The sequence below is a fragment of the Rhodococcus sp. NPDC057529 genome (assembly GCF_042802055.1).
Classification (GTDB): domain Bacteria; phylum Actinomycetota; class Actinomycetes; order Mycobacteriales; family Mycobacteriaceae; genus Rhodococcus_F.
Genome location: NZ_JBHVEY010000019.1, coordinates 76,827 through 91,209, shown reverse-complemented (window position 1 = coordinate 91,209; position 14,383 = coordinate 76,827). Strand labels below are relative to the sequence as shown.

Annotated in this window: 12 protein-coding genes; all 12 read left to right on the top strand. The window is 65.7% G+C overall.

The window, feature by feature from the left end; genetic code table 11:
* Positions 1–160 precede the first annotated feature (160 nt).
* Entirely contained in the window at positions 161–1,117 is a 957-nt protein-coding gene (locus tag ACFU5V_RS31065; RefSeq protein WP_378703693.1) for a glycosyltransferase family 2 protein, read from the top strand.
* A gap of 129 nt (positions 1,118–1,246) precedes the next feature.
* Positions 1,247–2,101 carry a glycosyltransferase family 2 protein gene (locus ACFU5V_RS31060; RefSeq protein ID WP_378429845.1) on the top strand — a complete coding sequence of 285 codons (855 nt, stop codon included), beginning with the start codon at positions 1,247–1,249 and terminating at the stop codon, positions 2,099–2,101.
* Positions 2,091–3,095, top strand: a complete 1,005-nt coding sequence (locus ACFU5V_RS31055) for a glycosyltransferase family 2 protein (protein ID WP_378429846.1) — start codon at positions 2,091–2,093, stop codon at positions 3,093–3,095. The genes ACFU5V_RS31060 and ACFU5V_RS31055 overlap by 11 nt, the downstream gene beginning before the upstream one ends.
* Positions 3,095–4,480 carry a glycosyltransferase family 2 protein gene (locus ACFU5V_RS31050; RefSeq protein ID WP_378429847.1) on the top strand — a complete coding sequence of 462 codons (1,386 nt, stop codon included), beginning with the start codon at positions 3,095–3,097 and terminating at the stop codon, positions 4,478–4,480. The genes ACFU5V_RS31055 and ACFU5V_RS31050 overlap by 1 nt, the downstream gene beginning before the upstream one ends.
* A complete protein-coding gene (locus ACFU5V_RS31045) occupies positions 4,477–5,811 on the top strand; it encodes a lipopolysaccharide biosynthesis protein (RefSeq protein ID WP_378429848.1) in 1,335 nt (444 codons plus the stop codon). The genes ACFU5V_RS31050 and ACFU5V_RS31045 overlap by 4 nt, the downstream gene beginning before the upstream one ends.
* A gap of 40 nt (positions 5,812–5,851) precedes the next feature.
* Positions 5,852–6,640, top strand: coding sequence for a glycoside hydrolase family 16 protein (locus ACFU5V_RS31040; protein WP_378703691.1), 789 nt, complete (start codon positions 5,852–5,854; stop codon positions 6,638–6,640).
* Positions 6,633–8,762 carry a hypothetical protein gene (locus ACFU5V_RS31035; RefSeq protein WP_378703689.1) on the top strand — a complete coding sequence of 710 codons (2,130 nt, stop codon included), beginning with the start codon at positions 6,633–6,635 and terminating at the stop codon, positions 8,760–8,762. The genes ACFU5V_RS31040 and ACFU5V_RS31035 overlap by 8 nt, the downstream gene beginning before the upstream one ends.
* 324 nt (positions 8,763–9,086) lie before the next feature.
* Entirely contained in the window at positions 9,087–10,016 is a 930-nt protein-coding gene (locus ACFU5V_RS31030; RefSeq protein ID WP_378703688.1) for a hypothetical protein, read from the top strand.
* 24 nt (positions 10,017–10,040) lie between these two features.
* Positions 10,041–11,093, top strand: a complete 1,053-nt coding sequence (locus tag ACFU5V_RS31025) for an NAD-dependent epimerase/dehydratase family protein (protein WP_378703686.1) — start codon at positions 10,041–10,043, stop codon at positions 11,091–11,093.
* Positions 11,090–12,280 (top strand): DegT/DnrJ/EryC1/StrS family aminotransferase, encoded by a 1,191-nt coding sequence (locus ACFU5V_RS31020; protein WP_378703684.1) that lies wholly within the window; start codon positions 11,090–11,092, stop codon positions 12,278–12,280. The genes ACFU5V_RS31025 and ACFU5V_RS31020 overlap by 4 nt, the downstream gene beginning before the upstream one ends.
* A complete protein-coding gene (gene rfbF, locus ACFU5V_RS31015) occupies positions 12,277–13,086 on the top strand; it encodes a glucose-1-phosphate cytidylyltransferase (protein WP_378429854.1) in 810 nt (269 codons plus the stop codon). Before ACFU5V_RS31020 ends, rfbF begins: the two co-directional genes overlap by 4 nt.
* Complete coding sequence (locus ACFU5V_RS31010; RefSeq protein ID WP_378703682.1) at positions 13,070–14,302, top strand: methyltransferase domain-containing protein; 1,233 nt, start codon at positions 13,070–13,072, stop codon at positions 14,300–14,302. Before rfbF ends, ACFU5V_RS31010 begins: the two co-directional genes overlap by 17 nt.
* Positions 14,303–14,383 lie beyond the last annotated feature (81 nt).

The window sequence follows — 14,383 nt, the reverse complement described above, 5'->3', positions numbered from 1 at the left end:
TCGGAAAAACCTGAATACGGTTGAGTAATTCTTCCGATAACAGGGAAAAGGTATGTTTCTGACAGTGAATGTGGAACACTGGTCTGATCGGAACCCAAGCCGAGAAACGCTGTAACCACGGTGCGAATCGACGGGTGCGGGGCCGGGGTGGGAGAACAGCATGGTGACGAATTCGGACACCGCGCATACATCGAGGCGCGAGGCCGACACAAGGTCCGTCCCGGGCCGAGACCGGGACCGACCACCGACCGTCTCTGTGTGCATTCCTGCCTATCAGGCGGAGCGTCATCTGCGGACAACGCTCGACAGCGTTCTGGCGCAGACCTTCATCGACCTGGAAATCGTGATCGTCGACAACGACAGTTCGGACGGCACCCGCGACATCCTGGAGAACGTCCACGACGACCGCGTCCGGATCATCCGGAACGACGCGACGGTGCCGATGGTGGACAATTTCAACCTCGCGATACGCGAGAGCCGGGGACGATTCGTCAAGCTCGTGTGCGCCGACGACACCATCGAGCCCGATTGCATCGCAACACAAGCCGCGGTGCTCGAGGCCGACGACGCCGTAGCGCTCGTGTCCGTGCGGACCGATTTCATCGACGACGAGGGCGCGCTGCTCCGGCCGGCCCGGGGGCTCGGGGGAATCGTCGGGCGAAATTCGGGACAAACGGTGGTCCGGCGAATCGTCCGGAGTGGCAGCAACCCCATTGGTCCTCCGGTGGCCGGGATGTTCCGCCGGGTCGATTTCGACCGGTGCGGCGGGTTCCGGGGCGAGCTTCTCTTTCCGATGGAGCTCGACCTGTGGTCGCGGCTCGTTCGAAAGGGCGACTTCGTCGGTGTGCCGCGCACCCTGGCATCTTTCCGGATCGGCAGCGATTCGAACACCGCATTGACCTCGGCACGTTCGCAGCTCGCCCAGCAGCTCGAGTTCACGAGTCGTTTGATCCACGATCCCGAATGGCAGATCCCGCTGTCTGACCGAGTAATGGGCCGGATCAATTCGTACGACATGCAGATGCGGCGAAGTCTGCTGTTCGCACTCAGCGCGCTCCGCGCATCGAGGCGCCGGCGTGCACTCGGATCGGAGAAAGGCCGGGAACGGCCGGGATGAATCCGCCTGGACACGTACAGATCACCGCAACGAACAGACTCCGGACCGTAGCGATCATCCGGAGAGAACCCAGACTTCAGCAGCACACGGGCACTCGAAAGCCCCTATGACGCAACGGACGTGAAGGCGATGGATGCACACGTGACCGAGATTCACCCCAACGGCAATCCGAGGAAAACTACGCCGAGGCCGTCCGTGTCGGTGGTGATGCCGGCACTGAACGAAGCGAAGAATCTGCCCTTCGTCGCGGCCCGGATGCCGGCTGGCATCGACGAACTCGTGTTCGTCGACGGCAACTCCGTCGACGACACCGTGGCCGTCGCGCGACGGCTGTGGCCCCAGGCGAAGATCCTGACACAGACCCGAAAAGGCAAGGGCAATGCGCTGGCCTGTGGTTTCCTGCATGCCACCTCCGACATCGTGGTGATGATCGACGCCGACGGGTCCACCGACCCCGCCGAGATCCCGGCGTTCGTCGACGCGCTGGTCCGCGGTGCGGACTTCGCGAAAGGAAGCCGGTTCATCGCCGGCGGTGGAAGCGCAGACATCACGTTCACCCGCCGGCTGGGCAACTGGATGCTGAATTCCTTCGTCAACATGGAATTCGCTGTCTCGTTCACCGACCTCTGCTATGGCTACAACGCGTTCTGGCGCCGGCACGTCAGCGTGATGTCGCTGCCCGCGACGGACCGTCCCGACGCCCACTGGGGTGACGGCTTCGAAATCGAGACGCTGATCAACGTCCGGATGGCGGCCTCCGGCCTCGGCATCGTCGAGATACCGAGCTTCGAGCGGCGCCGGATCAGCGGCAAGAGCAACCTGAACGTGGTGCGCGACGGTTTCCGGGTACTGCGCACAGTCCGGATGGAACACCGCAACGGCACGAAGACGACCGCGAATTCAGTCGAGCGGCCGACCTCACTCACTCGCCGGTCCGTCTACTCGTGGCGATCCCGCGATCGCGGTGATTACGTTGCCCGATGAGGTCCCGGCCACCGGGCATTCGCTTTCGGACGCGACCGACGAATTCGATGCGGGCCCGGCCGAATCCCTCTCGGTCGTCATCTGCGCCTTCACCACTCGGCGCTGGTTCGACCTGTGCCGCTCGGTGCAGTCGGTGCTGTCCCAGGACGGGCCCGATCCCGAACTCATCTTGGTGATCGATCACTGCGACGAGCTGTATGTCCGCGCGTGCAACCGATTCCGCACGGACGAGCGGGTGACGGTCCTGGCGAACGCGGATACCCGGGGACTGTCCGGGGCACGCAACACCGGCGTCCGAGCCGCCCACGGCGACGTGGTCGCGTTCGTCGACGACGATGCCCGCGCCGAGCCGGGGTGGACGCAGGCCCTCATGCATCACTACCGGAATCGCGGAATTGCCGGCGTGGGCGGGTACGCAGTCCCGAGCTGGTCCGGGGCCCGTCCCTCGTGGTTTCCGGAGGAGTTCGACTGGGTCGTCGGCTGCAGCTACGTCGGCCAGCCGACGCGGGTCGCCCCCGTCCGCAACCCCATCGGCTGCAACATGTCGATGCGCCGCTCGGTTCTGTACGCCGTCGGCGGATTCAGATCCGAAGTGGGCCGCGTCGGCTCCGTTCCCGTCGGCGGTGAGGAGACCGAACTCTGCATCCGCGTCCGGGCGAACAGGAGCTCCAACCAGATCCTGTTCGATCCGGACATGCGGGTGCAGCACCACGTGTCGGCGGACCGGGCCACCCTGCGATATTTCGTGCGGAGATGCCATCACGAAGGACTGTCGAAGGCCGTCGTCGCGGAGCTGACCACCGCATCGGACGCGCTGAGCAGCGAGCGCACCTACACCCTCCACGTCCTACCACGAGCGGTGCTTCGTGAAGGCCTCTCGATGCGACGGGACGGACTCGTGCGGGCAGCCGTCGTGCTGTTGGGCCTGACGGTCACGACCGCCGGATACGTTCAGGGCAGGGCCGCCATCCGGCTGCATACCGGGAGGACCTGATGGATCCCGCCGCACCCGCTCTCACTCTCCGCCCGGCTCTGGACAGTCCCGAGCGGCCGGACTGGGACGGTGCGGTGTGGACAGGTGAAGTGTGGGTCGACGCGATCGAGGATGCCGACCGAAGCGGGCGAGCGACGGGAATTCCGGTCCGCTGTCGGTTGGCGGACGCCGAGGGCTACGGCCGGGCACGACTGCTCGTGCGCGCCGAGGGACGCCCGCTCGGGTTCGTCGAGATCGAGGTGTCGGAGGGTTCCGTGAACTTCGGCGAGCTCAGGCGCCGAGTCGCGGGACTGCGGGTCACCGAGTCGGACCGCCCTGTGCAGGCCGGTCCGGCTCGCGTGGCCGAGGGGAAGGCAGTGCCGGTGACGGTCGTCGTGTGCACTCGCGACCGGGTGTCGATGCTGCGCGCTGCCCTCCGATCCGTCCTTGCGGTGGACTACCCGTCGTTCGACGTACTCGTCGTCGACAACGCCCCCAGAACCGACGCCACCCGCCAGTACGTGCTCGGTCTCGCGGATCCGCGGGTGCGCCTGATCCGTGAGCCTCTCCCGGGGCTGTCCCGGGCGCGGAACACCGGACTGTCGGCGGCCACGGGTGACATCGTCGCGTACACCGACGACGACGTGGTCGTCGATCGGCATTGGCTCTCCGCGCTGGTCGAGGGTTTCCGCCGGGGGCCGTCGGTCTCGTGCGTGTCCGGGATGGTCCCCGCCGGCGAGATCCGGACGCCGGCGCAGGCCTACTTCGATCGACGGGTCGGCTGGTCGGACTCCACCGACGCCCGCATCTTCGAGTGGGCGAAGCCACCCGACGATGTTCCCCTGTTTCCCTTCACCGTTCGCTGCTACGGAACCGGCGCAAACTTCGCGGTGGAACGCGACGTGGTTCGCCGCCTCGGCGGTTTCGACGAGGCGCTCGGCGCGGGTGCGCCGACGGGCGGGGGCGAGGACATCGACATGTTCTTCCGGATTCTCCGCTCGGGGCGCCAACTCGTTCACGATCCGGCGGCGATCGTGTGGCATCGACACCGCTCCGACAGCGAAGGCCTTCTCGTCCAGTCCCGCGGCTACGGACTCGGACTCGGAGCGTGGCTCACGAAGATCGCCGGTGATCGCAAGATGGCCACGCTCGCGGCGACCACAGCGGCCCGGCGCGGCGGCGCGCTCGTCCGCCACCTCCGCTCCTCGTCGAAGGAAACGGCTCCGCCGGCCGACCTCGCGGGGCTCCTGCCGCCGGGAATCGGTTCCACCACCGTCAGATCGATCGTGAAGGGCCCCTGGGCGTATCGGCAGGCGCGGAGAGAAGGACGGGCGGCCGCGCCGCTGCGGGAACAGCAGGCGCCGCGGTCGACTGCAGTTCCCCACCATCCGATGGTCGAGCCGTGACCCCCGGCGTTCCACGTATCGAGACGCGGCGGGTCGACTCCGAACACCCGGCCGAGCGGAACCTGCGCCTCAACACCAACTCCCTGATTCTCGCCAACGTCCTGGCGGGCGTTCTCGGACTCGCCTTCTGGGCCGCGGCCGCCCGGCTGTTCCCCGCACACGAAGTGGGGGTGGCCTCGGCGCTGATCACGTCCGCCGTGATGCTGTCGACATTGTCGATTCTCAGCATCGACACGATGTACGAGCGGTTCCTGCCGTTGGCGGGCACCCACACCGGAGCACTGCTCAAGCACGGTTTCCTCCTGGTTGCTGCAACCTCCCTCCTGTCGGGGACGGCGCTCGTGGTGTTCGGCCCCCGCGACCCGCTGTTCCAATCCGGCTGGGCGATGGTCTGTTTCCCCGTGTTCGTGATGGTCCTCGGGGTGTTCACGCTGCAGGACAAGGCCACCGCCGGACTCGGAGTGGCGAGGTGGTCGGCCGCGAAGAACGCCTTCCATGCCGCGGCCAAGCTCGTCGTCCTGCTCGCAGTGGCAGGCACCGACGTGGCCGTGTCCATCGTGTCTGCGTGGGGTGCGACCGCAGCGGCCGCGGCACTGTGCATTCTGGTTGCGCTGCACCGACGATCCCGCTCCCACCCCCGATTCCTCGCGGCACCGAGCCTGCCGCCCCGCCGTGAACTGTGGTCGTACTTCGGTTCGTCCTTCGGCATCACGGCGCTGTGGGCGATCGGACCGCTGGTTGTGCCGCTGATCGTCGTCACGCAGGTCGGCGCGGAGGCTAATGCGTACTTCGCGATCGCATGGGCCATGATCAGCGCGTTGTATCTGATGGTGCACCTGGTCGTCAGCCCATACGTGGCAGAAGTCGCCGCCCACCCGGGCAGGGTCGCGTCGCTGTCCCGACGACTGGTGCGCACCCTCGCCGTGGTGGCGTGTGCCGGCGGCGCGGGACTGGTGGTCGTCGGTCCCCTCCTCCTCGGTGTCGTCGGCGCCGAGTATCGAATCCACAGCACCGGTTTGCTCTACCTGGCCGGCGTGTTCATTCCCCTGTCCGTGGTGGGCGCAGTCTACGAGGGACTAGCGCGGGTGCACCGCAGACTGACGTTGGCACTGGTCGTCCGTGGCCTCTCCACGTCGATCATCGTCGCCGGTTCCCTGATCGGCACCCGGGCCGTCGGTGTCGTCGGCGTCGGCTGGGCCTACCTTGCCGCCGAGGCGGTATCGGCGCTGGTTCTGATCGGCCCGGTGATCCTGTGGCTTCGACGGGCCTCACAAGAGCGCGGGTACGACGAGATTCCCGCAGACGATCCGGGAGGTGAGCGAGTTGAGTAGACGATCGTGGGTTCGAGCGGCCCGTGCGTCGCTGATCGGCGTGAGCGCCGTACTGATCGCGCAGGCGGCAGCTCCGCCCACAGACCTTGCAGTGCAGTCGGTCTCGTCGTACCAGAAGCGGCAGGCGCTCATGTTCGACGACTTCAACGGCCCCGCCTGGACGCCGCCGAACCCCCAGTGGTGGTCGTACGACACGGGCGGCGGCGGCTGGGGCAACGGCGAGGCCCAGACCTACACGTCCGCCCCGTCGAACGTCCGGTTGGACGGCGCAGGGCACCTCGTGATCGAGGCCCGCAACGACGGCGGTGAATACACGTCTGCCCGCGTGACGACGCAGGGACGCACATCCCTCCTGTACGGCCGCGCCGAGGCGCGCGCGAAACTCCCGCGCGGAGCGGGAATGCATCCGGCCTTCTGGTTGCTCGGCACGGACCTCGGAGTCGTCGGCTGGCCGGACAGCGGCGAGATAGACGTCGTCGAGACAATCAGTGGTGCCGGCCAGCTGTACAGCAGTGTGATCGGGCCGAGGACGACCGGCGGCGACTGGCAGGCCGGCCCGACCACGGACGTGGCGAACACCTTCGTGGACGATTTCCACACCTACTGGGTGGAGAAGGCTCCCGGCAGGGTGACGTTCGGGGTGGACGGCCAGATCACCGGCGCGGTCACCGCGGCGGGCCTCCCGCCGGACGAACGGTGGGTGTTCGACAAGCCGTTCTTCCTCCTGCTCAACGTGGCCGTCGGCGGAGAATGGCCCGGCCCTCCCGACGGCAGCACACCATTCCCGGCCGCGATGGTCGTCGACTGGGTACGTGTTACCGGTGACTAGGTCCGCGCCTCTGCTCGACACGCCCCGGGGCGCGGCGGTGGCGACCGCGACTGCGACCGACGCAGCGGAGTCAGGTCGCTACGACATCCTCGCCTTGATGTCGGCGGCGGCCGGTGCGCTCGCATTGGCCCCGCTGTCACCGGAATTGCGCGCGATTCTGCTCGCGACGTTCATCCTCACGGGGCCGGGACTTGCCGTGGTGACATGGATGCAGCTCCAGGCGCCCGCCGTCGCTGCCGCGATACCCGTGACGGGTCTGTCGATGATGACAGGTTTCACCGCGGTACTCGGCTGGGCGAATCGCTGGGTTCCCGTGCCGATCCTCGTGACCCTGGTCACCGGCGTCGCCCTCTCCGCCCTTCTCCACGCGCGGCGCGCGGGAGGATTCGCCACCCTCGTCCCGGCCCTCCCCCGGGCAACGGCACTGCGCGGCAACGCACCCCTGCTGTGGACGATGGCAATGCTGGGGGCCTGGCTGGCTGTCCTGCCGGGGCTGATCAACGTGCCCTATTCCGAGTTCGGCCTGCTGGCCGTCGGTACAGGGCCGGGACTCGTCCTCGTCGTCGCATCCCTGGCCGGGGTGTTCGCCTGGGCGCTGCGGAGGAACCACCTCGTCACCGCCGCGTCGATCATCGGCGCAGTGATCGTCGTCCAACGTGCGACCGTCAGCCTGATCACCGAGGCTCCGATCTACACCTGGACCTACAAGCACATCGGCGTAGTCGACTATCTCCAGCAGCATCAGACGCTTCCGCCACGCGGTATCGACGTGTACGGCGAGTGGCCCGCCTTCTTCACGGCATTCGCATGGTTCGGCGAGATCACGTCCGTCGACTCGCTGCTGGTCGCACAGTGGTTCGCCCCGGTGATCCATGCCCTGCTGGCGTTGCTCGTCGGAGCCTTGGCGATGTTGCTGGGGCTGGGGATCCGGCATGCGCTCGCCGCGGCGATGATCATCGAACTGGTGAACTGGGTCGGACAGGACTACTTCGCCCCCCAGGCGTTCGCACTGCTGATGGCGGTCGGCATCCTGGCCCTGCTCATCGCCTCCCGGACCTGTCACCATGCGGGGTACATCGCTCTCCTCGCGTTCGCCGCCCTCATCCCGACGCACCAACTGACGCCGTACTGGCTGCTCGGGGTCATCATGGCGCTCGTGGTGACCCGGCAGATCCGGCCGTGGTGGCTCCCCGTCCCGTACCTGGCGATGCTCGTCGGCTACCTCGTACCCCGCATGTACATCGTGCTCCCGCACGGGTTGTTCTCGGGCGCGAACCCCGTCGCCAACGGGTCCAGCAACGTCGAGTACGCGGGTTCCCTCGGCAAGCTCTTCACGTCCACGGTGTGCCGAGGACTGTCGGCCGCGGTGATCGTGCTCGCCGTCGTCGGAATCATCGTGTGGTGGCGTCAGGGCCGGCCGTTCCTCGCGCCGGTGATCATCGCCTTCAGCTCGTTCTCCCTTCTCTTTCTGCAGAATTACGGCGGCGAGGCAATCTTCCGGGTGTACCTGTACGCGCTGCCCGGGTGCGCGATCCTGATCGCTCCCCTATTCCTCGCTGCGATTACCCGCACCGGTCGTCATGTTGGGCTCCAACGGGCGACCGCGTTGGTCGCCGCCGCCGCCCTGGGTGGCGCAGCCGTCGCGGGGCTGCAAGGCTATTACGGTCTGTGGTCGCTCGTCGTGGAGTATCGGTCGCAGGTCACCCTTTTCGACGACTTGACGGCGGACATCCACGGCCCCGCCATGATCACCAGTCTGGATTCGGCGGGCTTCCCCAGTCGCGCCACCGCGGACTACGCGGATCTGGCCAAGCACGATCAGGACTTCGACACGCCGATCGTCGACCGCTGGCCGGAATTCCCGAAGGACTTTCCCGATGCCCACCAGTTCGAGGACATCACATTGGTTGCGGAATCGAGCAGTGCAGAAACCTATTTCGTGTTCACGACGCAGGCACTCGATGCCATCGATTATTACCGGTACTTCACCCCGGAGGCAGTAGCGAGATTCGAAGGTCAGTTCCGGCACAGTCCGCAGTGGTCGATTCGGCTACAGGACGAGCACACCATTGTCTACCAGTTCGATCGCTCCGGTTCGGGAGCCGTCGGTACCGGCGGCTGAGAAACCGGAAAAGAAAGTCAGGAACAAAGAGTCTGCCAATAACAGGGAAGAGGTTTGTTTTGGTCCACAAATGTGGAAGACTGGTCTGATCGGAACCCGAGCCGACAACGCCCCCTTCGAGGCAAGTAGGCCGGTGGGGGCCGGGGCGGGAGATCAACACTATGGCGAAATCGGATGCCGCGCTCACAGCGAAGCGCGAGACCCTGATGGTTGCCTGCCCGTCCGCGCCACAGCACACCAGGCGGCGGACGGCGATGCCGTCGAGCGACATTCGACGCGGCCTCCGACAGTTACCGAGTATCGACAAGATGTGAGGACAGACCCATGGCATTCGTTATTTCCACCGAGTCCGACGTCACGGACGAGGCCCGACGTGAGCGAATCTTCTCGGGCGAGGTGTTCTGCTTCCCGCCCCGTGACTCGATCCGCGCCTTCAGTGAATTCGCCTGGGAGTTGATCGAAGCCGCCTTCGGTGCGCACAATCCTCTGACCGCGCACGACGACCTGCCGGTCGAAGAATACGTGCGCATCCTCGGGCCGCTGAAGACCGGCTTCACCCACCATCCCCATTCCAAGGAACTCCTGCGCAACGTACTCGTGGACCTCGGAGCAGACATCACCCGGACGTACTTCGACGTGCCCAAATTGCGCGCCGTGCCGCCGGCCTCCTATCTCACGGCAGGTCTGGGATACAACTACACGCCGCACCGCGACACCTGGTATTCCTCACCACAGTGCCAGAACAACTGGTGGGCACCGATCCTCGGCGTGACGGACAAGAGTTGCATGGCGTTCCACCCCGAATTCTGGCAGCGGCCGACCGACAATTCGAGCGCCCAGTTCGATGCCTACGAATGGAATCGTTCCTCCCGCCGCGATGCCGCGCTCTACATCAAGGAGGACCCGCGGCCGCACCCCCGGCTCAGCGGACAGGATCCCGGCAGCGAGGTCCGGATCGTCGGTGAAGTCGGATCGATCTTGTCGTTCTCCGGCGCCCAACTACACGCGACGGTGCCGAACACGACCGGTCAGGCCCGATTCAGTTTCGATTTCCGCACGATCAGCCTCGACGATCTGATCGCGAAAGCGGGACCCCCGAACGTCGATTCACATTCGACCGGCACCTCCGTCCGCGACTACCTGCGCGCCGACACCTACGAACGGGTACCCGACGAGATCGTCGCGCTGTACGACGAGGGCGGCAGCACCGACGGCGTCCTCGTATTCGACCCGTCCGTACTCGAAGTCACGTAGAGCGATCATCGAGGAGCCGGTGAAATGTCCGACAGCACATCATCACCCATGAGAATTCTGGTCACCGGACACCTGGGTTACCTGGGCGTCGAGATGACTCCGTTGCTCGTCGGCCTCGGACACGAGGTCGTCGGCCTCGACACCGGCTACTTCGACGGTTGCGACTTCCTCGCGCCTCCCGAACCGCTGCCGATGCTGAACATCGACGTCCGAGACGTCACCCCGGCGGATCTCGAAGGATTCGATGCCGTCGTCCACCTCGCCGCGCTGTCGAACGATCCACTGTCCGACATCGATCCGAGCCTGACGTACGACATCAACCTCGCCGCATCCGTCCGGCTCGCGAAGGCGGCCAAGGCGGCGGGTGTCGGCCGGTTCGTCTTCTCGTCCTCCTGCAGCCTGTACGGCGCCGGCAGTGATCTCGAGTTGGACGAAGGGGCGGCGTTCAACCCCGTGACGCCGTACGGGGAGTCGAAGGTGCGCGTCGAGCAGGAATTGTCCCTGCTCGCGGACGACGACTTCTCGCCGGTGTATCTGCGGAACGCGACGGCGTACGGCTTCTCACGCCGGCTGCGTGCGGACGTCGTCGTCAACAACCTGCTCGGGCACGCGATGACCACGGGCAAGGTGCTGCTGCAGAGCGATGGCACGCCGTGGCGGCCACTCGTCCATGTCCTCGACATCGCGCACGCATTCGCTCGAGTGCTCGCAGCGCCGAGACACGTCGTCCACGATCAGGCTTTCAACGTCGGGCGGGTCGGCGAGAACTATCAGATTCTCGACGTCGCGCGACTCGTCGCCGAGGTCGTGCCCGATTGCGTTGTCGGACATTCCGAGGGTGCCATGCCCGACATCCGTGACTACCGCGTCGACTTCTCCAAGATCGAGAGGGAGCTGCCGGGTTACCGCCCCCAGTGGACTCTTCGCCAGGGAATCGAGGAGTTGTGGGTGGCGTATTCCGACGGCGCCATGACCGCGGAGCGCTTCGAAGGACCGCGATTCTTCCGGCTGAGGACCATCCAGCAGCACCTCGACCGGGGTCGGCTCGACGCCGATCTGCGCTGGGTGGCAACATGATCGAGCCGAGGACGGTCCCGGCCGTCGAAGAGCGGGCCGCAGGGCGCGAGCAGGACCGCATCCCGGTAGCCGGTCCGTGGGTGACCGATCTCGAGGTCCGGTACGTCGCCGAGGCGGCAGCGAACGACTGGTACACCCACGCCGGCGAATCGGTCGGCCTCTTCGAGACCGAGTTCGCCGACTACCTCGGCACCGAATTCGCCGCGGCCGTGCCGCACTGCACGTCCGCGTTGCATCTCGCGATGCTCGCTCTCGGTCTGGGTCCCGGCGACGAGGTGATCGTGCCGGAATCGACGTGGGTGGCGACGGCGGCGCCGGTCACCTATGTCGGCGCGACCCCCGTCTTCGCCGACATCGACGCAGACACCTGGTGCCTGTCTCCCGAATCGCTCGCACGGTGTGTCACCTCCCGGACCGCGGCCATCGTCACGGTGGACCTGTACGGCGGGATACCGGACATGGCCGCCGTCCGGTCCGTCGCCGCCGGCATTCCGATCATCGAGGACGCCGCCCAGGCCATCGGCGGAAAGCTGGACGGGCGATTCGCCGGCACGCTGGGCGATATCGGAACGTTCAGCTTCCACGGCACGAAGACGTTGACGACCGGTGAGGGTGGACTGGTCGTGACGGATCGGAGCGACCTCGCGGAACGGATCCACCGGTTGCGCGACCACGGTCGCACACCGGCGGACCACCGGTTCTTCACCACCGAGGAGCTGGGTTTCAAATACAAGATGAGCAGTCTGCAGGCCGCGTTCGGACGTGCCCAGCTGGCCCGCATCGATGAGCTCCTGGACAAGAAGCGGCAGATCTTCGAATGGTACGAGGAACGTCTCGCGGACGTTCCCGGCTTGGAGCTCAATCACCGGCGGGACGGCCTCACGAACACATTCTGGATGGTCACCGCCGTTCTCCACCCGGACTATCGCCTGCGTGCCCGCCGAATGATGGAGCTGTTCGATCTGCATTCGGTGGATACTCGCCCCTTCCTGCCGCCATTGAGTTCACTGCCCGCCTTCTCGCAATACCACACCGCGACGACTGCGGCGCGGCGAAACAAAATCGCATACGACATCGCTTCGCGCTCGATCAATCTGCCGTCGGCGCTCGTGTTGACCGAAGCGCAGGTCGACCGGGTGTGCGACGTACTACACACCATTCTTCGACTACGTAAGGAACTCTCATGAAGGCCGTCATTCTCGCCGGTGGGCGGGGCACTCGAATCAGCGAGGAATCGCAGAGCCGGCCCAAGCCCATGGTCGAGATCGGTGGGCGACCGATCCTCTGGCACATCATGAAGATATACGGCCAAGCCGGGGTCACCGAATTCATCATCCTGCTCGGCTACAAGGGCTACATGATCAAGGAGTACTTCGCCAACTACTTCCTGCACATGTCCGACGTGACGATCGATCTGGCCACCGACACGACCAAGACGCTCTCGTCCAAGACCGAGCCGTGGACCGTCACCCTGCTCGACACGGGCGCCTCCACCATGACCGGTGGACGCCTGCTGCGGGCCAAGGAGCACATCGGCGACGACGTCTTCTCCTTCACGTACGGAGACGGTGTCACCGACGTGGACATCCGCCGGGTCGCCGAGTTCCATCGGGAGTCCGGTTCGATCGCGACGGTCACCGCCGTCCAGCCGCCCGGCCGCTACGGCGCACTGCGGATGGAGGACGACCGGGTGCAGTTCGAGGAGAAGCCCCGGGGCAGCAGCGGCTGGGTGAACGGTGGATTCTTCGTGGCCCAACCGTCCGTCCTCGATTACATCGACGGCGACGACACCGTCTTCGAAGGGGCTCCGCTGGAGCGGCTTTCGACCGACGGTGAACTGTCCGCGTATCAGCACCCCGGCTTCTGGCGCGGGATGGACACGTTGTGGGACAAGATCTACCTCAACGAACTCTGGGACAACGACAAGGCCCCCTGGAAGATCTGGAACGACGGACTGGGCGGCGAGGGGGACGATCATGAGTACTCCCTGTAGGCACTGCGGCACCCCTCTGGAGCAGTCGTTCTGCGATCTCGGGATGTCGCCGCTCGCCAACTCGTATCTTGCCGCCGATCAACTGGATCGACGAGAAGTGTTCTACCCGTTGCATGCGTACGTGTGCTCGAAGTGCCTTCTGGTCCAGCTCGCCGAGTTCGAATCGGCCGAGTTCATCTTCACCGACTATCTCTACTTCTCGTCGTATTCGCAGAGCTGGCTCGATCATGCCCATGCGTATGTCCAGGACACGACCGCACGGTTCCACCTCGACAGTTCGAAGCAGGTCGTCGAGATCGCCAGCAACGACGGATATCTGCTCCAGTACTTCGTGGAGTCCGGCATCCCGTCCCTCGGCATCGAGCCGGCCGAGAACGTGGCCGAGGTCGCGATCCGGCGCGGGATAGACACCCGGGTAGGGTTTTTCGGAACCTCGATGGCGAGCAAACTCGTCGGAGAGGACATCCGAGCAGACCTCCTGATCGGTAACAACGTCCTGGCACACGTCCCCGACCTGAACGACTTCGTCGCCGGAATGGCGACCGTGCTCGCAGCGGACGGTGTGATCACCATGGAGTTCCCTCACCTGCTCCAGCTGATCGAGCACAACCAGTTCGACACGATCTACCACGAGCACTTCTCCTACTTCTCGCTGCTGACCGTCACACGCGTGTTCGCGGCCCACGGTCTGCGGCTGTTCGACGTCGAACAACTCCCCACCCACGGTGGGTCCCTCCGGATCTACGCCTGTCACGCCGAGTATCCCCGTCACATCACGTCCCGGCGCCTGCGAGAACTGGGCGAGCTCGAACAGGCCGCGGGTCTCCACCTTCCCGAGGGCTACACCGCATTCCCGGAGCGGGTGAAGCGCACCAAACGAGCATTGCTCGAATTCCTCATCGATGCACGCAATCGCGGACTGTCGACCGCCGCCTACGGCGCGCCTGCCAAGGGCAACACCCTGCTCAACTACTGCGGGATCCGAGACGACCTGCTCGACTACACCGTCGACCGGAGCCCCCACAAGCAGGGCAGGTTCCTGCCGGGAACCCACCTTCCCATTTACGCGCCCGAGCACATCCGAGATACCCGCCCCGACTACCTCTTGATCCTCCCGTGGAACCTGCGGGACGAGGTGATTCGCGACATGTCGTACATCCGCGACTGGGGTGGCAGATTCGTCGTCCCCGTTCCCGAACTGGCCGTGCTCGACTGAGCCCAGATCTCTTACTGCAGGAAACGAATTCGTCACCCCGGACCGGACAGCGCGCCGACCACGTGTATCGTGCTGATTCCG